The 18983-nt window shown below is 64.2% G+C and carries 16 protein-coding genes; 7 read left to right on the plus strand and 9 right to left on the minus strand.

Features of this window, described 5'->3' with window-relative positions:
* Window positions 1–62 precede the first annotated feature (62 nt).
* From GGC65_RS09675 to zwf, 3 genes are read right to left on the minus strand one after another with little or no spacing between them, the layout of a single operon-like run.
* On the minus strand, window positions 63–683 hold the full coding sequence (locus GGC65_RS09675; RefSeq protein ID WP_192646959.1) for a bifunctional 4-hydroxy-2-oxoglutarate aldolase/2-dehydro-3-deoxy-phosphogluconate aldolase: 621 nt from the start codon (window positions 681–683) through the stop codon (window positions 63–65).
* Window positions 680–2521 (minus strand): phosphogluconate dehydratase, encoded by a 1842-nt coding sequence (edd, locus tag GGC65_RS09680; RefSeq protein ID WP_192646960.1) that lies wholly within the window; start codon window positions 2519–2521, stop codon window positions 680–682. Before edd ends, GGC65_RS09675 begins: the two co-directional genes overlap by 4 nt.
* A complete protein-coding gene (gene zwf, locus GGC65_RS09685) occupies window positions 2514–3917 on the minus strand; it encodes a glucose-6-phosphate dehydrogenase (protein ID WP_264081056.1) in 1404 nt (467 codons plus the stop codon). The genes edd and zwf overlap by 8 nt, the downstream gene beginning before the upstream one ends.
* A gap of 183 nt (window positions 3918–4100) precedes the next feature.
* Here zwf and glpD point away from each other — a divergent pair, with 183 nt between their 5' ends.
* On the plus strand, window positions 4101–5651 hold the full coding sequence (gene glpD, locus GGC65_RS09690) for a glycerol-3-phosphate dehydrogenase (protein WP_192646962.1): 1551 nt from the start codon (window positions 4101–4103) through the stop codon (window positions 5649–5651).
* A 55-nt stretch (window positions 5652–5706) separates the two neighbouring features.
* Window positions 5707–6273, plus strand: a complete 567-nt coding sequence (locus GGC65_RS09695) for a DUF1579 domain-containing protein (RefSeq protein ID WP_225940758.1) — start codon at window positions 5707–5709, stop codon at window positions 6271–6273.
* Between the two features lie 5 nt (window positions 6274–6278).
* Here the strand turns inward: GGC65_RS09695 and GGC65_RS09700 are convergent, their stop codons facing one another.
* The gene (locus GGC65_RS09700; protein ID WP_192646963.1) at window positions 6279–7016 is read right to left on the minus strand and encodes an SDR family oxidoreductase; all 738 of its coding nucleotides are present in this window, start codon (window positions 7014–7016) and stop codon (window positions 6279–6281) included.
* A gap of 94 nt (window positions 7017–7110) precedes the next feature.
* On the opposite strand from GGC65_RS09700, the gene GGC65_RS09705 reads away from it, so the two are divergent.
* Entirely contained in the window at window positions 7111–8007 is an 897-nt protein-coding gene (locus GGC65_RS09705; protein WP_192646964.1) for an AraC family transcriptional regulator, read from the plus strand.
* On the opposite strand, the gene GGC65_RS09710 is transcribed toward GGC65_RS09705, so the two are convergent.
* From GGC65_RS09710 to GGC65_RS09720, 3 genes are read right to left on the minus strand one after another with little or no spacing between them, the layout of a single operon-like run.
* Window positions 8004–8663: an MOSC domain-containing protein gene (locus GGC65_RS09710; RefSeq protein WP_192646965.1), complete on the minus strand. Its 660-nt coding sequence runs from the start codon at window positions 8661–8663 to the stop codon at window positions 8004–8006. The two genes, GGC65_RS09705 and GGC65_RS09710, sit on opposite strands and share 4 nt — an antisense overlap.
* A gap of 53 nt (window positions 8664–8716) precedes the next feature.
* Window positions 8717–9880 (minus strand): MFS transporter, encoded by a 1164-nt coding sequence (locus tag GGC65_RS09715; protein WP_192646966.1) that lies wholly within the window; start codon window positions 9878–9880, stop codon window positions 8717–8719.
* A 14-nt stretch (window positions 9881–9894) separates the two neighbouring features.
* Window positions 9895–10929, minus strand: coding sequence for an aldo/keto reductase (locus GGC65_RS09720; protein WP_192649485.1), 1035 nt, complete (start codon window positions 10927–10929; stop codon window positions 9895–9897).
* Window positions 10930–11017: 88 nt separating this feature from the next.
* Between GGC65_RS09720 and GGC65_RS09725 the strand changes: the two genes are divergently transcribed.
* The 3 genes from GGC65_RS09725 to GGC65_RS09735 all read left to right on the plus strand — a co-directional run bounded on the left by GGC65_RS09725 (window position 11018) and on the right by GGC65_RS09735 (window position 13573).
* On the plus strand, window positions 11018–11932 hold the full coding sequence (locus GGC65_RS09725; RefSeq protein WP_192646967.1) for a LysR family transcriptional regulator: 915 nt from the start codon (window positions 11018–11020) through the stop codon (window positions 11930–11932).
* Between the two features lie 331 nt (window positions 11933–12263).
* On the plus strand, window positions 12264–13067 hold the full coding sequence (gene fdhD / locus GGC65_RS09730; RefSeq protein ID WP_192646968.1) for a formate dehydrogenase accessory sulfurtransferase FdhD: 804 nt from the start codon (window positions 12264–12266) through the stop codon (window positions 13065–13067).
* On the plus strand, window positions 13064–13573 hold the full coding sequence (locus tag GGC65_RS09735; protein ID WP_192646969.1) for a molybdenum cofactor guanylyltransferase: 510 nt from the start codon (window positions 13064–13066) through the stop codon (window positions 13571–13573). Before fdhD ends, GGC65_RS09735 begins: the two co-directional genes overlap by 4 nt.
* Here GGC65_RS09735 and GGC65_RS09740 read toward each other — a convergent pair.
* Both GGC65_RS09740 and GGC65_RS09745 read right to left on the minus strand, forming a co-directional pair.
* Window positions 13568–14218 (minus strand): DUF1345 domain-containing protein, encoded by a 651-nt coding sequence (locus tag GGC65_RS09740; protein ID WP_192646970.1) that lies wholly within the window; start codon window positions 14216–14218, stop codon window positions 13568–13570. The two genes, GGC65_RS09735 and GGC65_RS09740, sit on opposite strands and share 6 nt — an antisense overlap.
* On the minus strand, window positions 14215–16479 hold the full coding sequence (locus GGC65_RS09745; protein WP_192646971.1) for an FdhF/YdeP family oxidoreductase: 2265 nt from the start codon (window positions 16477–16479) through the stop codon (window positions 14215–14217). The genes GGC65_RS09740 and GGC65_RS09745 overlap by 4 nt, the downstream gene beginning before the upstream one ends.
* 205 nt (window positions 16480–16684) lie before the next feature.
* On the opposite strand from GGC65_RS09745, the gene GGC65_RS09750 reads away from it, so the two are divergent.
* Window positions 16685–18931 carry a hypothetical protein gene (locus GGC65_RS09750; protein WP_192646972.1) on the plus strand — a complete coding sequence of 749 codons (2247 nt, stop codon included), beginning with the start codon at window positions 16685–16687 and terminating at the stop codon, window positions 18929–18931.
* Window positions 18932–18983 lie beyond the last annotated feature (52 nt).

An 18983-nucleotide genomic window follows, 5' to 3' on the forward strand; every position in this document is an offset into this window, starting at 1 on the left:
CTCCCCACCAACGGCTATATTGCCGTTTTACCTAGGCACAGTGGCAGTAAAGATGGCGTTTATCAATGGCGCGAAAGGGCAGCGGCTTCGCGAGCTAGCGTCTCGATTTTCGCGGCGTCGAGCGGTCCAGACGGGACGACCCAACTGCCGCCGACGCACAGCACCGCTTCGAGCGCGAGCCATTCGGGTGCGGTCGCGAGGCTGATGCCCCCGGTCGGACAGAAGCGCGCCTGACCGAAGGGGCCCGCGAGCGCCTTCAGCGCCGGGATGCCGCCGCTGGTCGCTGCGGGGAAGAATTTGAAGCGGTCGAGGCCGAGGTCCATCCCGCGCATGATGTCGCCGGCGTTGGCGGTACCGGGCAGGAAGGGAATCCCGCTGGCGACCGCCGCCTTGCCGAGATTATCGGTGAGGCCCGGCGAGACGATGAATTCGGAGCCCGCGGAAATCGCGGCGTCGAGCATCGCAGGATCGAGCACGGTACCCGCGCCGACGACCGCGCCCTTGACACTTTTCATCGCCTTGATCGCGTCGAGCGCGGCGGGGGTGCGCAGCGTCACTTCGAGCACCGTGAGGCCGCCCGCAACGAGCGCCTCGGCCATCGGCACCGCATCCTCGACCCGGTCGATGACGATCACCGGGATGACGGGCGCGAGGCGCATGATCTGGTCGATGGACTGGCTCAAATGACGGACTCCATGGCAGCAAGAACGGCCGACCCGCCCTTTTCGGCTTCGTCGGCATGATGGCGGAACAGGGCGAACAACTCGCGGCCGACGCCCAGCGCGGGCGGCGGGGCGACGGCGGGGGTGCGTGCGGCCCATTCGGCTTCGTCGACGAGCGCGATCGCCTCGCCGTTCACCGCGCAGACGCGAACGATGTCGCCGTCCTGCAAATAGGCGAGCGGGCCGCTGACGCCGTCGGGGCCAGGCAAGGCTTCGGGCGACAGATGGATCACCGCGGGCACCTTGCCGCTCGCGCCCGACATGCGGCCGTCGGTGAGGAGCGCAACGCGGAAGCCCTTGTCCTGCAGCACGCCGAGCGCGGGGGTCAGCTTGTGCAGTTCGGGCATGCCGTTGGCGCGCGGGCCCTGGAAGCGGACGACGACGACGACGTCGCGCTCGAGCTCGCCCGCCTTGAACGCGGCCAATACCTGGTTCTGGTCGTCGAAGATCCGGCACGGCGCCTCGATCGTCCAGCGATCCTCGGCAACCGCGCTCGTCTTGATAATCGCGCGGCCCAAATTGCCTGCGAGCAGGCGCATGCCGCCGTCTGGCGAGAAAGGCGCCGAAACGGGACGCAGCATCGTATCGTCGCGGCTCTCGGCGGGGGCAGCCTGCCAGTGGAGTTCGTCATTTACGAGCACCGGCTCGGCGGCATAGTCGGCCATCGTCCCGCCGACGGTCAGCACATCGCCGTGCAGCAAGCCGGCGCCGAGCAGTTCGCGCACGACATAGCCGATCCCGCCTGCGGCATGGAAATTGTTCACGTCGCCCGCCCCGTTCGGATAGACGCGCGCGAGCAAGGGCACCGCGTGGCTGAGTTCGTCGAAATCCTGCCAGTCGATGACGATCCCCGCCGCGCGCGCGATCGCGGGCAGGTGGATCGCATGGTTGGTGGAGCCGCCCGTCGCGAGCAGGCCGATCGCGGCGTTGACGATCGCCTTTTCATCGATGCAGCGCGCGAGCGGACGATAATCGTCGCCGTCCCAGCCGATCTGCGCAATACGGTGCGTCGCAGCGCGCGTCAGTTCCTGCCGCAGCTTGGTGCCGGGGTTGGTGAAGGCGCTGCCGGGGATGTGAAGCCCCATCAGCTCCATCATCATCTGGTTGCTGTTCGCGGTGCCATAGAAAGTACAGGTGCCCGCACCGTGATAGCTTGCCGCCTCGGCCTCTAGCAGCTCGTCACGCGTCGCCTTGCCTTCGGCATAAAGCTGGCGGACGCGCTGCTTTTCCTTGTTCGCGAGGCCAGAAGGCATCGGCCCGGCGGGGATCAATATCTGCGGCAGGTGGCCGAAACGCAGCGCGCCGATCAACAGGCCAGGAACGATCTTGTCGCAGATACCGAGCAGCAAAGCGCTCTCGAACATCGCGTGGCTCAATGCGATCACCGTGCCCTGCGCGATATTGTCGCGGCTGAACAGCGACAGGTCCATGCCCGCCTGTCCCTGCGTCACCCCGTCGCACATCGCGGGAACGCCGCCCGCGACCTGCGCGGTCGCGCCGACTTCGCGCGCGAAGAGTTTGATCTGTTCGGGATAGCGGCCGTACGGCTGATGCGCCGAGAGCATGTCGTTATAGCTGGTGACGATGCCGATATTCATCTCGGCGCCCGACCGGATCGCGGGCTTGTCCTCGCCGGAGGCGGCAAAGCCATGCGCGAGATTGCCGCACGAGAGGTTGCCGCGATTGGTGCCCGCCTCGCGCTGGCGGTCCATAAGTTCGAGATAGGCGGCGCGGCGCGGAGCACTGCGCGCGATAATGCGGTCGGTAACCTTGGCGATTACGGGGTTCAGATCAGTCATGCCAACTCGCTCCGTCGCGCTCGATCAGCGCGATTGCACTCGACGGCCCCCAGCTTCCCGCCGTGTAATTCTGCGGCGCCATATCGACCGCGGCCCAGGCGTCGCGGATCGAATCGATCCACTGCCACTGCGCCTCGACCTCGTCGCGGCGCACGAACAGGGTCTGGTCGCCCTCGATGAAATCGAGCAGCAGGCGCTCATAGGCGATGCGCCGCCGCTCGCCCGCAAAGCTGTGCGAGAGCGAGACGTCCATCGTCACCTCTTTGAGCTTCACCCCGTCGCGATCGAGGCCGGGCTGCTTCGCCATCACCTTGACCCGGATATTCTCCTCGGGCTGCAAGTTGATGATCATGCTGTTCGCATCGAGCTTGCCCGCGCCGACGCGCGCGAAGATATTGTGCGGCACCGGCTTGAACTGGATCAGCACCTCGGACTTGCGCTGCGGCATGCGCTTGCCGGTGCGCAGGTAGAAGGGCACGCCCTTCCAGCGCCAATTGTCGATATAGGCTTTCAGAGCGACGAAGGTTTCGGTGTTCGACGGATTGCCGAGCTCGTCGGCATAGCCCGCGACCGCACCGCCATTGACCGCACCGCTGGTATATTGGCCCTTGACGCTGTGCGCCTTCACATCCTCGGCCGTCATCTTGCGAAGCGAGCGGAGCAGCTTGACCTTTTCGTCGCGCACCGCGGTCGACGAAACGCTCGAAGGCGGCTCCATCGCGATGATCGCGAGCAGTTGGAGCATATGGTTCTGCACCATGTCCTTGAGCGCGCCGACACCGTCATAATAGGAGACGCGGCCCTCGAGCCCGACGGTTTCGGCGACGGTGATCTGAACATGATCGATTGCCTGCGCATTCCAGAGCGGCTCGAACAGCATGTTGGCAAAGCGGAGCGCGAGCAGGTTCTGCACCGTTTCCTTGCCGAGATAATGGTCGATGCGGAAGACGCGGTCTTCGGCAAAGGCGTCGCCGACCTCGGCATTCACGTTGCGCGACGAGGCAAGGTCGTGGCCGATCGGCTTTTCCATCGCGATGCGGCATTCGGCGCAGGCGATGCTCGCAGCCTTCAGCCCCTGGGCGATCGGACCGAACATCGACGGCGGGGTCGAAAGATAGGCGCCGATCGGACGACCGAGCCGGTCGCCGAGCTGCGCCGCAAGTTCGTCATAACCCGTGCCGGCCCCCGCATCGACCGAACAATAATTGACGCGTTCGAGGAAGGTCGCGATCTGCCGGTCATCGAGCCGGTCGGCGGGCAGATGTTCGGTCAGCGCTTTTCGCACCATGTCGTGGCACGCCGCGCGGTCCATCTTCGATCGTCCCGACGCGACAATCGTCAGCACATCGGCAAGCAGCCCGTCGACATGGAGATTGTAGAGCGAGGGGAAAAGCATCCGCTGCGCAAGGTCGCCCGTTGCGCCGAACAGGATCAGGGTTTCGACTTTTACGCTCACTACAGTCCCCTTGGATAGTTTTTCAGAATTGGAGGATGCACCCCGCGAATGCAACGCGCATACGTAGGCCGCATACGATGTCGCCCCTTGGCAAATCGGACAACGCTGCCATAGGAATTCGCCATGCTCGACAGCCCTGCCCCTTATGATGTCATCGTCGTCGGCGGCGGTGTCAATGGCGCGGGCGTCGCGCGCGATGCCGCGGGACGCGGGGCGCGCGTGCTGCTGCTCGAGGCGAACGACCTTGCCGAAGGCACATCGTCGAAGTCGACGAAGCTGATCCACGGCGGGCTGCGCTACCTCGAACATTATGAATTCGGCCTCGTGCGCGAGGCGCTCAAGGAGCGCGAAATACTGTGGGGCATCGCGCCGCATATCATCCGCCCGCTGCGTTTCGTGCTGCCGCATCGACCCGGTCTGCGCCCGCGCTGGCTGCTGCGGCTCGGCCTTTTCCTCTATGACCATATCGGCGGCCGCAAAAAGCTGCCCGCGACGCGATCGGTCGATTTGCGCCGCCATGCCGCGGGCGGGCCGCTGCAGCCGCAATATGTCAAAGGCTTCGAATATTCGGACGGCTGGGTCGACGATGCACGGCTCGTCGCGCTCAACGCACGCGACGCGGCCGATCATGGTGCGCGCGTCCGCACGCGCACGCGCGCCGAAATGCTGCGCTGCGAGGATGGGCTGTGGATCGTCGACGCTCGCGACGACCAAGGGCACCAATATCGCTTTACCGGGCGCAGCGTCGTCAATGCGGCGGGGCCGGCGGTGCTCGACCTGCTGAAGCGCGCCGACGCCGAACCCGATCAGCAGATGCGGCTGGTTCGCGGATCGCATATCGTCGTGCGCAAGGTCTTCGAGCACGACTATGCCTATTTCTTCCAGCTCCCCGACGGACGCATCTTCTTCGCCATCCCCTATGAACGCGACTTCACGCTGATCGGGACAACCGACCAGGACCATGACGGGCCGGCAAGCGAAGCGAACGCGAGCGACGAGGAAATCGCCTATCTGTGCGAAGGCGCGAGCCTCTATTTTCGCGAGCCGGTCACCCCCGCCGATGTCGTGTGGACCTATTCGGGCGTCCGGCCGCTGATCGAGGACGGATCGGGGCGCCCCGAGGCGGCGACGCGCGGATACCGGATCGACCTCGACATGGCCGAGGGCGCGCCGCTGCTCACCATCTATGGCGGCAAGATCACCAGCTATCGCCATGTTGCCGAAGATGCGGTCGACGAACTCGCCGGGCATATCGATGCGCTGTCGCGTAAGCATTGGACCGGCAAGACGTCGCTTCCCGGCGGCGATTTCGCGACCGACGGTATCGCGGCATTGAAGGCCGAATATAAGCTCGCCTATCCCTTCCTGACCGCCGCAACGGTCGACCGTATCGCCCGCGCCTATGGCACCGACGCGCGGCGCTGGCTGGGCGATGGCGCTAGCTGGGACGAACTCGGCGGCGAAATCGCCCACGGGCTCAGCGTCGCCGAAGTCCGCTGGATGGTGACGCGCGAATGGGCGCGCACGACCGACGATGTGCTCTGGCGGCGAAGCAAGCTGGGGCTGCATTTCACGCCCGATCAGGTGACCACGCTCGCCGAACATATCGCCCGCCTCGTCGCCGAGGCGCGGCTTGCCGATCCGGAATATTTTGAGGGTCGCGTGAATAACTGACAAAGTTTGTCAGGTAGCTCGGCGTACCCCGTCTCCACATGAAGGGAGACTATCGATGATCGACATGAACTTGACGCGCCGCGGCGCACTCGAAATCGCCGTAGCGGGCGGACTTGTCGCGATGGCCGGGTCGGCGGGCAACGCCGCGCCGCCATCGGCGGCGGCGAACGACTGGGCTTTTCTGGTCGGGCGCTGGAAGGTCCGCCATCGCAAATTGCGTGAACGGCTCACCGGCAGCAGCGACTGGATCGAGTTCGACGGCAGCAGCGAGAATTGGCCGTTGCTTGGCGGCGGCGCGAATGTCGAAGACAATATCTTTTATACGCCGGAAGAGACCTATCGCGGCGTCGCGCTGCGCGCCTTCGATCCCGCGACGAACTTATGGTCGATCTGGTGGCTCGATTCGCGCGCGACCGACCGGCTCGACGTGCCGGTGCGCGGGACGTTCGAGGATGGCGTCGGAACCTTTCTTGCCGAGGACAACTGGAAGGGCACGCCGGTGACGGTGCGTTTCCGCTGGTCGGACATCACGCCGCAGTCGGCCAAGTGGGAGCAAGCCTTCTCGACCGACGGCGGCGCGACGTGGGAGGTCAACTGGGTGATGAAGTTCACCCGCGCCTGACCCCGTCAGGCGACGAGTGCGAGCGCGTCGGCACCCGCCGGGAAATGGGGCCGGCCGCTCTGGTCGTGAACCGCCTGCCACACCGCCTTCGCGACATCGGCCTCGGTCGTGAACAGCGACGGTTCGGCCATGCCGGCGAGGATCGGTTCGGCGTAGGACCAATAGGGCTGCGGCAACACATCCTCGAGCTTGATTTCGGTATTCCGCGCAAAGGCGGTCGTCGGGCCATAGCCGGGTTCGACGAGCTTTACCGCGATGCCGAGCGGCAGCAGTTCGTGCGCGAGGCTACGCGTAAAACCCTGGATCGCGGTCTTGCTGCCGGTATAGGCGGCGGCGAGCGGAAAGGGCGCGAGCGTCGTCGTCGAGGTGATGTTCACGATGACCCCCGAACCGCGTGTCCGCATCTGCGGGATCACCGCCTGCGTCATCGCGATCGTGCCGAGCGTGTTGGTTTCGAAAATGTCGCGGATCTTTTGGAATGGCGAATGTTCGAGCGCGCCGAACAGGCCGATGCCGGCATTGTTGACGAGGACGTCGATCGGGCCCGCAAGTTCGAGCGCGAGGGCGATGCTGTCGGTATCGGTGACGTCGAGGGGGAGGATGCGGAGGCGGTCGGAAGGTGTCAAAGGTGCCGCGGAGGGGTTGCGCATCGTCGCGACCACATTCCAGCCGAGCGCGTGGAAATGACGGGCGGTTTCAAGACCATAGCCCGACGAGCAGCCGGTGATGAGGATGGTTTTCATAGATGTTCCTTTCTCGTGGTGATGAAAGGACGCTAGACGGCACAAGACGGACTATCTATAATCTGAAATCCACATTTTATTCGAGATAGTCCATATGACCGACCCTTTGTCCGACCTGATCGCGCTGCTGCGCCCGCGCACGGTGTTTGCGAAAGCTATCAGCGGCGCCGGAAACTGGGCGGTGCGCTATGGCGATTTCGGGCATCCGGGGTTCTGCACGGTGATCGAAGGCGCCTGCCGGCTGTCGGTGGACGGCGCCGATCCGGTGAACATCGAGGCGGGCGACTTCGTCTTCCTGCCCGCGACGCCAGGCTTCACCATGGGAGGGTTCGAGCCCGCCGCGCCGGTCGACATCGATCCGCACGCCGCGGCGGACCTGACCGGCGAAGTGCGCCACGGCCGGCAGGAGGGCGCGCCCGATGTGACGATGCTCGGCGGCTATTTCGTCTTTGAATCGCCCGACGCCGCGCTGCTCGTGTCGCAGCTTCCCGCGCTCATCCACCTCCGCGGTGCTGAGCGGCTGGCGACGCTGGTGCGGCTGGTGCGCGAGGAGGCGGGCGAAGAGCGGCCGGGATGCGACCTGATCCTGTCGCGGCTGGTCGAGGTGCTGATCGTCGAGGCGCTGCGATCGGTCGAGGGCGACGATGCACCGCCGGGGCTGCTGCGCGGCCTCGGCGATCCGCGGCTGGCGGCGGCGATCCGGCAGATCCACGGGGCGCCCGCGCGGCCGTGGACGGTCGCGGCGCTCGCGAAGGAAGCGGCATTGTCGCGCTCGGCTTTCTTCGAGCGCTTTGCACGCACCGTCGGCGTGCCGCCGATGGAATATCTGCAGGGCTGGCGGATGAGCATCGCCAAGGATCTGCTGCGCCGCCGCGCGGGCAAACTCGACGAGATTGCAGCGCGCGTCGGCTATGGATCGGCGAGCGCGTTCAGCACCGCCTTCACCCGCCATGTCGGATTGCCGCCGAAGCGCTTTGCGATGACCGCCTAATCGGCGCCGAACTGTTCGGCGAGCTTGGCGCGGCGGACCTTCCATGTTTCGGCGAGCACGGGCACGTCGCGGAGCGCGCGGAGGTCGGCGACGCGATCCTTCGCCTCGCCGCCGATGAGCAGGCCGAAGAGCGAGGCGAGCGGCCATTCGGGATACGGCCGGTCGATCAGCTCCAGATCGTCGCCCGCGCGCACGGTGCCGGGTTCGAGCACGCGGTAGTACCAGCCCGAACGCCGCGTCTTTACCACCCCCGCCATCACGCCCTTGGTTTCGAAACGATGGTCGAGCTTCCAGCAGGGCTGGCGCGCCTGCGTCACTTCGACGAGCGCACTGCCGAGGCGGAAGCGGTCGCCGAGGAAGACGCTGTTTTCGTCGAGGCCGATGGTCGAGATATTCTCCCCGAACGCACCCGCCGCATCGAGCAGCGGCGCTGCGCCGAGCTGACCGCGCCACCAGTCATAATGGTCGGCGGGATAATGGTGGATCGCCTTGTCGATGCCGCCATGGACGCTGCGGTCGGCCTGTTCGTCGCCGACGAGCCCCATTGCATCGACCGCAACCGCATCGGCGACCGGCAGCTTGCCGATCGCGCTCGGCTCATCGCCGCGAAAGGGGATCGCCTTGCCCGTCAGGACAGCAAGAATCGGGGTCTTCATGCCGCCGATTGCATAGGCCAAGCGGCGCAAATGGCAATCGGCGGACGTTGGCGTCAGGCTTCGACAAGTGCGGGCGCTTTCTGCGCCCGCGTCGCCACTACGATCGCGAGGCCCGCAAGCGCCATCGCCGCCCCCGCGAACGAGACCGCCGGATAGCCGAGCCCGAGGCCGATCACCCCGCCCCCGACCGCGGCGCCGACGGCGTTGCCGAGGTTGAAGGCGCCGATATTGACCGCCGAGGCCAGATTGGGCGCATCGGACGCCGCCTCCATCACGCGCATCTGGAGCGGCGGGACGATGGCGAAGGTCGCGACGCCCCACACGAAGATGGTGACCGCCGCAGCGAGCGGCTGGAACATCGCGCCCGCGAAGATGACGAGCGTCGCGGCGAGCCCGGCGAGCGAGACGATCAGCGTGCGGTCGATCGACTTGTCGGCGAAGACGCCGCCGAGCCAGTTGCCGGCGGTGAGGCCGAGCCCGTAGATCACCAGCATCGCGGTCACGAATAATGTCCCGGCATGCGTCGCTTCGGTCAGGATCGGCGCGATGTAAGTGAAGACCGTGAACATCGCCGACGAGCCGATCGCGGTGAGCGCGAGCGCGATCAGAACCTCACGCCGCTTCAGCACGCCGAGTTCGGCGAGCATGTTGCCGCCCGTATCGCGGCCGATATCGGGAAGCGCGAAACGCAGCGCCGCCATGGTAATCAGGCCCCAGACGGCGATCGCGCCAAAGGCGGTGCGCCAGCCGAAGGTTTCCCCGACCCACGGCGCGAGCGGCACGCCGATGACATTGGCGAGCGTCAGCCCCATGAACATCGCCGCGACCGCGCTCGCGCGCTTTTCGGGCGGAACGAGGCTCGCCGCGACGACCGAACCGACGCCGAAAAAGGCGCCGTGGTTCAATGAGGTGATGACGCGCGCGACCATCAGCGTCATGTAATCGCCCGCGATGGCGGACAGGAAATTGCCGAGCGTGAAGATCGCCATCAGGCCGATCAGCAGCGTGCGGCGGTTCATCCGCGCGGTGGTGAGCGTCATCAGCGGCGCTCCGAGCATCACGCCGAGCGCATAGGCCGAGACGAGCAGCCCGGCGGCGGGGATCGACACCCCCAGCCCCTCGGCCATGTCGGGGAGCAGCCCCATCGGGGCGAATTCGGTGATGCCGATACCGAAGGCGCCGGTGGCGAGCGCAAGGAGGGGAAAGTTGATTTTCATGTCGGTTCTTCCGATCAGACGAGCGGCGGGTTGAGGCGCGCGAAGCCTGCCTGTTGCCGGTAGGGTGTGTGCGGATAGGGCGGCAGGACATCGCTTGCGGCGTCGAGCGCCGCGACTTGCTCCGCCGTCAGTTCCCAGCCGACCGCGCCGAGATTCTGCCGAAGCTGTTCCTCGTTGCGTGCGCCGATGATCACCGACGACACGGTGGGGCGCCGCAGCAGCCAGTTGATCGCGACCTGCGGCACCGTCTTGCCGTTTTCGGCGGCGACGGCTTCGAGCGCATCGATCACGCGATAGAGCAGGTCCTCGACGACCGGCGGCGCGAACTGTTCGGTTTCGTGAAGGCGGCTACCCGCAGGGACCGGCCGCCCGCGCCCGATCTTGCCGGTGAGACGCCCCCAGCCGAGCGGGCTCCAGACGAGCGCGCCGATGCCCTGATCGGCGGCGAGCGGCATCAGATCGGCCTCATAGGCGCGGCCGATCAGCGAATAATAGACCTGGTGCGCGACGAAGCGCGGCGCGCCGAGACGGTCGGCGGCCGCCTGTGCCTTCATGAGCTGCCAGCCGGGATAGTTGGAGACGCCGGCGTAGCGGAGCTTGCCCGCCGCAATCAGCGTGGCCAGCGTATCCATCAATTCGTCGACCGGGGTCGAGGCGTCGAAGGCGTGGAGCTGGAGCAGGTCGATATGATCGGTGCCGAGGCGGCGGAGCGCAGAGTCGACCGCGCCGATCAACCGGCTGCGCGAGACGCCCCAGTCCTGCGGCCCGTCGCCCGTCGGCAGCCCGGTCTTGGTCGAGATCAGCACCGCATCGCGGCGACCCTTGATCGCTTCGCCCAAAATCTCCTCGGACGCGCCGTTCGAATAGACGTCGGCGGTGTCGAACAGCGTCACGCCGGCGTCGAGACTGATGTCGATGAGGCGCCGCGCCTCAGCTGCGTCGCTGGTTCCCCACGCGCTGAACAGCGGCCCCTGCCCGCCGAAGGTCCCGGTTCCGAAGCTCAGCGCGGGGACGCGCAGCCCCGACGATCCCAATTGGCGATATTCCATGATCCACCCTTTCGATTGCGTGTCGAGCGCATAGATGGACGCGGGCACTCCGCCGGTGTAGCGTCGCGTGAAGCGAAAGATTTTTGAAATGAACGCAAAGATGGATGGAAGCGGCGACCGTGCGCGATCGATGGAGGTGTTCGCCGCGACGATTGCCGAGGGCAGTTTTTCAGCTGCGGGCCGCTGCCTGGGGCTGACACCGTCGGCAATCAGCCGCACGATCGACCGGATCGAGGCGCGGCTGGGCGTCCGGCTGCTCTTGCGTTCGACGCGCGCGCTGACGCTGACCCCCGAGGGCGAGGCCTATCTGCGCGCGGCGCGGCGCATCCTGGCCGATCTGGGCGATGCCGAACAGGCGATCGCCGATCAGGGCGCGCCGCGGGGGCGGCTGCGCGTCAGCGCGGCGCAGGCACACGGGCGGCTGACGATCGTGCCGCTGATCGGCGAGTTCGTGGCGCTCTATCCGCACATCCTCGTCGACATCAGCCTTGCCGATCGGCTGGTCGATATCGCAGCGGGACAGGCCGACGTCGCGATCCGTTTCGGCCCGCTCGCCGACAGCCCGCTGACCGCGCGCAAGCTTGGCGAAAGCCGCCGCGTCATCGTCGCCGCCCCCGCCTATCTGGCGGCGCGGGGGACGCCGCGCACGCCCGAGGATCTGCACGATCATAATTGCCTCAATTTCAATTTCCGCCGCGCCGAGCCGGTGTGGCCGTTCCGCGACGGCGAGCGGGAGTATGCGCTGTCGGTGCAGGGCAATATCGAGGCGAATAATGGCGAGACGCTGGGGCAATTGGCGGCGGCGGGGGTCGGCATCGCGCGCGTCGGCGCGTTCAGCATCGCCGACCAGATAGATTCCGGAGCGTTGATACCGATATTGGAGGATTATAATCCGGGCGACATCGAGGCGATCCACGCGGTGTTCGCGGGCGGCGCGAACACGCCCGCGCGGGTGCGGGTGTTCGTCGATTTCCTTGCAGAGCGGTTGGGGCGTGGGGGTTGAGCGGGGCAAAATGTGACCGATGGCCGCCATTGTGAACCCCGGCGAAAGCCGGGGCCCAGTTGCACGGCCGGAGATGGGCCCCGGCTTTCGCCGGGGTTCACAACAAAGAGCTTCCAATCTTCGTCACCCCGGACTTGATCCGGGGTCCCGCTTGAGATCGAGCGCAGCGAGTGCGTTAAAAAGCGGGATCCCGGATCAAGTCCGGGATGACGAGGTAGCTACGGCCGCTCTCCAGCTCAAAGCAGCCGCGCCGACATGCCCCTTCACGGACAAGCGTACCACCCGCAGCACCGGTTGAGACAAGCCCGCACCGATGGGCTATCGTGCCCCCATGACCAGCGACAAGATCGACCTCCCCGTCCGCCGCCTCGGCCTTGGTGACCCCGGCGACGCCGAGCTGACGCGCAGTATCGCGATCGAGGCGCCGGTTTCGGTCGAGGTTGGTGGCATCGCTTATGCGGTGATGATGGCGACCCCCGCCGACCTAGAGGATTATGCGGTCGGCTTTGCGCTGGGCGAAGGGCTGATCGAGACGGCGGGGCAGATCGGGCGCGTCGATGTGCATGCGATCGAGGGCGGCTGGGCGCTGCGCATCTGGTTGCCGCCCGAGCGCAATGCGATCGCGCTCGACCGCGCGCGCAAGCGGGTGAGCGAGAGCAGCTGCGGGCTTTGCGGGATCGAGAATATCGAGGAGGTGCTGCGCCCCCTGCCCGCCGTCACGGCGCGGATCGCCACAGACCGTGGCGCCATCGCGGCGGCGCTGGCGGCGCTCGGCGATCATCAGCCGCTCGCCCGCGCGACGGGCGCGGTGCATGCCGCGGCCTTCTGTTCGCCCGATGGCGCGATCGGGCTCGTGCGCGAGGATGTCGGGCGGCACAATGCGCTCGACAAATTGATCGGCGCGATGGCGCGCGCGGGCGTCGATCCGGGGACGGGTTTCATCCTGCTGTCGGCGCGGTGCAGTTACGAGCTCGTCGAAAAGACGGTGCGCGCGGGGTGCCCGATGCTCGTCACCATCTCGGCGCCGACGAGCCTTGCGGCGGAGCGCGCGGCGGCGGCGGGGCTGACGCTCGTCGCGCTGGCGCGGACGGATTCGGCGCTGATCGTCAGCGACCCGCACGGGATGATTGCGTGAGGACGCTGGGCGCGGTGCTGGCGGGGGGTCGGTCGAGCCGCTTCGGGTCGGACAAGGCGCTCGCGATACTGGACGGGCGGACGCTGCTCGATCATGCGGCGGCGGCGCTCGGCGCGCATTGCGATGCGGTCGTCGTGGTCGGGCGCGGCGCGATCGCCGACTGGCCGAGCGCCGACATGGGGCCACTCGGCGGGATTGCCGGGGCGCTGATCCATGCGGCGGAGCGGGGATATGATCAATTGCTGACCGCGCCGGTCGATTGCGTGCGCCTGCCGGGTGATTTGCGGGCGCTGCTCGAGCCCGCGCCGGCGTTTCTGGAAACGCAGCCGGTGATCGGACTGTGGCCGGTCGCGGCGCTGGACGCGCTTCGGGCTATGCTGGAGGATGCGGGCGACCTTGCGGTCAAGGCCTTCGCCCGGCGGATCGGCGCGCGCGCGGTGGCGAGCGATTTCGTGCCGCCGAACGTCAACAGCGCCGCCGATCTCGCCCGGCTGGCGGAGCTATGATCCGCCGATCGCGTTCACGGTGAACGCCAAAATGCCCATGTTGAAGATGAACGCCGCCATGCAATGGCCGAGCACGACGCGCCGCATATGCGCGCCCGATATGGTGACGTCGGAGGTCTGGAAGGTCATGCCGAGCGTGAAGGCGAAATAGAGGAAGTCCCAATAGCCGGGCTCGTGCACCCCCGGCACCTCGATCCCGCGCTGATCGCGGCCGTCCTTTTGCAGATAATAGAGATGCGCGTAATGGAGCGTGAACACCATGTTCGCGAACAGCCAGGCGAGCGCGAGCGTCGCGACGATGAGGACGACGTCGGCGCGATCGAGCTTGCCCGGACTTGCGATCAGCGTGCCGACCGCGAAGAGGATGACGAGCGACAACAGGACGGTGATCGCGAGCAGGCCGACGCGGTTGGCGTCGTTATATTCGGCGCGGCGACGCATCTGCTCGGCATCGGACTTCAGCAGCGGGGCAATCGAGCAGAGAAAGATCAGCGCGGCGACGTCGAAGCCGATGAGCAGTGCCGTCCGCGGATCAGAGCCGAACGCTGCGGCCCCGCCCCATGCGGCCACCAATATCGCCGCGAAGACCAGAAAGCGCACCGGCGCGATGTGCCGCCCGACGGCGCGCTTCGCGCTTTCGCTCACGCGACGACGCGCACCGGGATCGACTTCGCCGCCGGGCAGCCGCTGGTCTTGTCGTAGAAGGCGAGCGGCAGCAGCGGGTTGAGCTCGGGATAATAGCCCGCGACCGAACCGCGCGACATCGGATAGTCGATGATCGTGAGCCCGTCGACGCGGCGCGCGATGCCGTCGATGCCGACCGTTTCGAGCGCGACCTTCGCCCCCGCCTCCAGCCCGCGATCCGCGATGTCGTCGGCGTTCATGAACAGGATCATGCGGTCGTTATACACGCCGCGATAGCGGTCGTTATAGCTGTAGATCGTCGTGTTGAACTGGTCGTGCGAGCGGACGGTGGCGAGGCGCAGCATGTCGGGATCGTCGACCGGCGCGTTGACCGCGAGCCCCGGGAGGACGAGGAAATTGGCCTTCCCGTCGGGCGTCGCCCAGACGCGGCGGCGCGGCGGGATGTCGAGGTGGAAACCGAGCGGCGCCTTGATACGCTCGGCGAAACCTTCGTAGAGTGCGGGATAGACGTCGGCGATCTTGTCGCGGATCAGGTCGTAATCGTCGATATAGCTCGCCCAATCGACCTTGCTGTCGGGCAGCGTCGCCATCGCGATGCGGCAGACGATTTCGGTTTCGGTCAGCAGATGTTCGCTCGCCGGGTCGAGCACGCCGCGCGAGGCGGTGACGTTCGACATCGAATCCTCGATCGTCACGAACTGCTCGCCCTTTGCGGTCGCGATGCGTTCGGAGCGCGCGACGACGGGCAGGATCAGCGCATCCTTGCCGTGCACCAGATGCCCGCGGTTGAGCTTGGTCGCGATGCCGACGGTGAGGTCGAGCCTCCGCATCGCCGCGTAGGAACGGTCGGTGTCGGGGACCGCGCGGACAAAATTGCCGCCGAGGCCGATGAAGACCTTTGCGGTGCCCGCGAGCATTGCCTCGACCGATTCCACCGTATGATGGCCATGCTCGCGCGGCGGTTCGAAACCGAAGACGTCGCGGACCTTGTCGAGATAGGCCTGGCCCGGTTTCTCGTCGATGCCGACGGTGCGGTCGCCCTGCACGTTCGAATGGCCGCGTATCGGCGAGATGCCCGCGCCGGGCTTGCCGAAATTGCCTTTGAGAAGCAGCAGGTTGGCGATCTGCTGGACGAGCTCCGATCCCCGCTGATGCTGGGTCACACCCATGCCGTAGCAGATCATCGTCGCGTTCGAGCGGATATAGATTTCGGCGCAGCGCCGGATCTGTGCCTCGTCGATCCCCGACGCGGCGACGAGGTCGGGCCAGTGCTGCGCCTCGATATCGGCCTTCAGCGCGTCAAAACCCGATGTGTGCTCGGCGATGAAATCATGGTCGAGCACGGTCTCGCCCGCCGCCTCGCGCTCGAACAAAACCTTCATCATGCCCTTGAGCAGCGCGAGGTCGCCGCCGACCTTGATATGCACGAATTCGCTGGTGATGTCGGTCGAGCCGAAGGTCGCCATCTGCACGATGTCCTGCGGCTCGGTGAATTTGATCAGTGCGCGCTCGGGCATCGGGTTGACCGCGACGATCGGCACGCCGCGTTTGCGCGCCTCGACCAAAGGCGTCATCATCCGCGGCGCGTTGGTGCCCGCATTGTGCCCGATCAGAAAAATCGCCTCGGCATGCTCGAAATCGTCGAGGATCACCGTGCCCTTGCCGACGCCGATCGAATGCGGGAGGCCCCGGCTCGTCGGTTCGTGGCACATGTTCGAACAATCGGGAAAATTGTTCGTGCCATACTCGCGCACGAAAATCGAATAGAGGAACGCCGTCTCGTTCGCGGTGCGGCCCGAGGTATAGAATTCGGCTTCGTGCGGGCTTGCGAGCGCACGGAGGTGCGTGCCAATCAACGCAAACGCATCGTCCCAGCTGACCGGCACATAATGGTCGGTCGCGGCGTCATAGCGCATCGGCTCGGTCAGCCGGCCCTGCATTTCGAGCCAATAGTCCGACTGCGCCATCAGGTCGGAGACGCTGTGCTGCGCAAAAAACTCCCGCGTGACGCGAAACTTCGTCGCCTCATGCGCGAGCGCCTTTGCGCCATTCTCGCAAAATTCGAGCTTCTTGGTGCAGCTCGCGTCGGGAAAGGCGCAGCTCGGGCATTTGAAACCGCCGGGCTGGTTCATCGACAGCAGCGCGCGCGACCCTTTGGTCACAACGCTTTGTTCGAGCAATACCTTCGCGGTCGCCGCCGCCGCGCCCCATCCGCCGGCGGGGCTGTTATAACTCTGGTATCGGGGTTTATCGTGCGCCATCGCAGCGAATTAAAGCATAGCCGCCGCGGCATATCTATCGCTCTTTGGTGTTGGCGCGCCACGATCGGTGAAGATGAGAACTACCGTTTCGCTATTGCACTATAAGGTGCCAAGCGGGGCTTGGCGAAGTTCGCGTCGAGCGATCGCTCGCCGTCGATCAGATAGGTAAGCTTCACTGGACCCGTATTGAGGGTTAAGTAGGCGTATGATCGATCAACGACTCGTCGCGTACGCCCTCGAAGCCGTGGACACCTCAAACTTCGAGAAATTTGCCCAAACTTTCTACGGAGCGATGCAGGACCGTGAGTTCGTGCCTCTTGGAGGTGTGCACGACGGCGGCGCCGAAGGGTATGATGCGTTCGGCCCGGAAATCGCTGCCGACGAGGAAGCCTCCAGCTTTATTCAGGTGTCTAAGCAGGTCGCGACAAACCAAAAAATTAGACAGACCGTGCATCGGCTACGTGAATATGGGAGAACTCCAAAAGTTCTTACCTATATTACGTCACAAACCGTAAAAGACATTGATAAAATTGAGAAAAAACTTGGAGATGATCTTGGTTGTAGGATTGCAATCCGAGACGCACGCTATATTGAAATCAACATAAACACCAACTCCGCCACTCAAGGCGCCTTTAATAGTTACCTGCAACCGGCCATCGCTGAAGTCTATTCGCCGGGCAACTCGGAAGTGGCCCAAGAAATCGATAGATACGCTGATCGCACGTTAGCTGTCTTTCTACGACAAGAAGTCGATAGCAGGGCGTCGCGCTCAAGTTTGCTTGAATCTGTGTCGGATAGTCTGATCATTTGGGCGCTGAGAGACACCGATCCCGACAAGTCGATTTTATTGACGCGCGATGAGGTTCTGTCGACGATCGAGCAGGCACTCCCGACCGCAAAGTCCTTTATCCGAAACAGCATCGATAGAAGGCTTCTGGTTCTGTCCGCTAAGGACGCTCCCGGCGGTAGGCAGCTTCGAAAATACGCAAAAACTGACCAATATTGCCTCCCATTTGAGACGCGGACAATTGTTGCGGTTGAGAATGCGGAGGATGACCTAATAAAGCTTAAGGTATCGTGTGTCTTCGAAGATCGATTAACGGCTTTATCTGGCGATGAAGTGGACCAATGGAGGCAAATCATCGTCGCGTCATGCCATTCGGCTCTTGAGCAAGTTTTTGAGAGGCAGGGGCTAAAAGTAGCTCAATTCGCCGTGAATGCAGACGTGGATGATGAGACATTCACCGATGTGTCGTCGATTGCTACAAAAATTGTTGACGACCTGAATCTGGATTCAGAGTCAAAATCGGTAATACGTCGGCACGTATTAATGGTTCTGAGGGGAACATTTTACGCTTCTGACGAAACAGAGCGCCTCTATCTCGGGAAGTTGAGTCGAACGTACGTCCTGATGATGCTCCTCAAGAATGAACCTAAAATCGTGGAATATTTTTCTTCCATGGCAGGAAGTTTCAACATTTATGTTGGATCTGACATTCTTATAAGAGCGCTTTCTGAGATTTACCTCTCTCCGGAAAGCCAATCAACTGGCAACCTTCTTGAGATTCTTAAGAAATGCGGGTCTGATTTAATCCTCACTGAGACGACAGTGGAGGAAGTAGCAACGCACATCAGGCGACAAATATTTGAGTTTGAAAATGTATACGCGATGGCGGAGCATCACGTGCGCTTGGATGCCGTGGAGTATATAGATCGCCTCCTCATTCGATCATATTTTTATGCCAGGTTATCCCCAGTGTCGGGCGTGGCAGCTCCGAAGAACTGGCTGTCTTACATCAATAGGTTCGGGAGCTACAAAGACCTACGCGCCAATCGCGGCGATAACGAGTTGGCCGCATTTCTCATGCGGCGATTCGGTCTCACTTATGAGTCCACCGCTCAATCGCAAGTCGGGGTAGATAAAGATGAACTGCAAGCTCTGAAAACCTCAATTCTGGAAGCAAAGGCTCACCCCAGCCGCGATTCTGAGACAGATGAAATTCTCGCATACAACGATGCCCTTCAAATACTTAGGGTATATGAAAGACGTCGGATTTCTAACGAGTCTAGCCCCGGCAATCCGTTCGGCTTTAAGACTTGGTGGCTGACGCAAGACGGCAAAGTCCGACGTGCCGCCGCAGCCACCCGTGTAAAGCACGCGGGTAACGGATTCATGATGCGACCGGAGCTTTTGATGGCTTATGTTGGAAGCTTGCCTTCGCTTGCCGAGGTTCGCGCCAGCTACAGGACGATATTCCCTTCGGTACTAGGCGTTCGCCTAGCCTCGGGAATTCGTGATTCTGATTTCAAAAAGGTGATGAGAGACGCCGCAGAGATTGTTGACGTTGATGATGCGCGCGCGGGCGCAATGGTAAGTGCGATGGTGAAACGCCTCCAAAACGACACCGCCAAGGATTTTGGAACAAACTGGCAAGGCCCACTCGGCAGATAGCTGCCTCAATATGCACCGAGGAATTGCTTACACTCGAGCCACAATGACGGCG

It is taken from the genome of Sphingopyxis sp. OAS728 (genome assembly GCF_014873485.1).
Lineage (GTDB): Bacteria > Pseudomonadota > Alphaproteobacteria > Sphingomonadales > Sphingomonadaceae > Sphingopyxis.

What these genes read in the sequence shown, in the direction of transcription:
- GGC65_RS09750 (WP_192646972.1), top strand. Translation starts at nt 16,685, where the DNA reads ATGATCGATCAACGACTCGTCGCGTACGCCCTCGAAGCCGTGGACACC.
- edd (WP_192646960.1), bottom strand. Translation starts at nt 2,521, where the DNA reads ATGACTGATCTGAACCCCGTAATCGCCAAGGTTACCGACCGCATTATC.
- GGC65_RS09695 (WP_225940758.1), top strand. Translation starts at nt 5,707, where the DNA reads ATGATCGACATGAACTTGACGCGCCGCGGCGCACTCGAAATCGCCGTA.
- GGC65_RS09700 (WP_192646963.1), bottom strand. Translation starts at nt 7,016, where the DNA reads ATGAAAACCATCCTCATCACCGGCTGCTCGTCGGGCTATGGTCTTGAA.
- glpD (WP_192646962.1), top strand. Translation starts at nt 4,101, where the DNA reads ATGCTCGACAGCCCTGCCCCTTATGATGTCATCGTCGTCGGCGGCGGT.
- zwf (WP_264081056.1), bottom strand. Translation starts at nt 3,917, where the DNA reads ATGCTTTTCCCCTCGCTCTACAATCTCCATGTCGACGGGCTGCTTGCC.
- fdhD (WP_192646968.1), top strand. Translation starts at nt 12,264, where the DNA reads ATGACCAGCGACAAGATCGACCTCCCCGTCCGCCGCCTCGGCCTTGGT.
- GGC65_RS09715 (WP_192646966.1), bottom strand. Translation starts at nt 9,880, where the DNA reads ATGAAAATCAACTTTCCCCTCCTTGCGCTCGCCACCGGCGCCTTCGGT.
- GGC65_RS09720 (WP_192649485.1), bottom strand. Translation starts at nt 10,929, where the DNA reads ATGGAATATCGCCAATTGGGATCGTCGGGGCTGCGCGTCCCCGCGCTG.
- GGC65_RS09725 (WP_192646967.1), top strand. Translation starts at nt 11,018, where the DNA reads ATGAACGCAAAGATGGATGGAAGCGGCGACCGTGCGCGATCGATGGAG.
- GGC65_RS09705 (WP_192646964.1), top strand. Translation starts at nt 7,111, where the DNA reads ATGACCGACCCTTTGTCCGACCTGATCGCGCTGCTGCGCCCGCGCACG.
- GGC65_RS09745 (WP_192646971.1), bottom strand. Translation starts at nt 16,479, where the DNA reads ATGGCGCACGATAAACCCCGATACCAGAGTTATAACAGCCCCGCCGGC.
- GGC65_RS09710 (WP_192646965.1), bottom strand. Translation starts at nt 8,663, where the DNA reads ATGAAGACCCCGATTCTTGCTGTCCTGACGGGCAAGGCGATCCCCTTT.